The organism is Sphingobium estronivorans, from assembly GCF_008692605.1.
In the GTDB taxonomy this organism is placed as follows: Bacteria; Pseudomonadota; Alphaproteobacteria; order Sphingomonadales; family Sphingomonadaceae; genus Sphingobium; species Sphingobium estronivorans.
In genome coordinates this window covers 1-846 of the sequence record NZ_LFCT01000067.1, presented here as the reverse complement: position 1 = coordinate 846, position 846 = coordinate 1, and the positions used below count along the sequence as shown (strand labels likewise).

The window sequence follows — 846 nt, the reverse complement described above, 5'->3', positions numbered from 1 at the left end:
TTTTCAGGGCATGTAGACGCCGCCGCTCACGGAGACGAGCTGTCCGGTGATATAGTTTGATGCGTCGGATGCGAAGAACATGGTGAGGTTGGCGATGTCCTCGGGGCGTCCGAGGCGCTTGATCGGCAGGCTGCTCATGTTGAACAGGGTGCCGTCCTCGAGCGCGGTCTGCATGCCTTCGGGCGTGCCGAGTTGCAGGCGGTTCCAGAAGCTGCCCTCTGCGATATCCTCATTGCGGTGGGGCACGATCCAGCCGGGCGCGATGGTGTTCACGCGCACGCCCTTGGGACCCCATTCATAGGCCAGCAGCTTGGTGAAGCTGTTCACGAAGCCCTTGACCGCGCCATAGTGGACGATGTTCTGCGCCGCCTCGCCCAGCAGGGACGAGTTGGAGGAGATGTTGATCACGCTGCCGGTGCCGCGCGAGAGCATGTCCTGCGCCACCGCCTGGGTGCAGTTGACCACGCCATCGATGTTCAGCGCGATTTCCCAGCGGCGGGTTTCGGCATCCAGTTCGTCGAACGGGCAGGTGCTGCCCACCCCTCCGGCATTGTTGACCAGCACGTCCACCAGGCCAAAACGCTCATGCGTCGCCTTGAGCATCGCATCGACGCTCGCCGGATCGGTGACGTCGGTCTTGATCGGCAGGACAGTACCCGTGCAACCCTGCTCCCTCGCCCGCGCCGCGATCTGCTCGCCCGTCGCCACGTCGCGCGAGGCGGAAACCACGTTCGCGCCTTCACGCGCAAATTCAACCACCAGGCCATGCCCGATCCCGCCGCTGCCGCCCGTCACGATGACGGTCTTGCCCTGCAATCCCAGTTCCATCTCAATTCTTTCCTTAAA

General features: G+C 63.5%; 1 protein-coding gene. It reads right to left on the bottom strand.

Annotation, left to right across the window (positions count from 1 at the left end):
• Window positions 1–3 precede the first annotated feature (3 nt).
• On the bottom strand, window positions 4–846 hold an 843-nt coding region (locus F7P65_RS21850; protein WP_240334436.1), incomplete at its 5' end, for an SDR family NAD(P)-dependent oxidoreductase.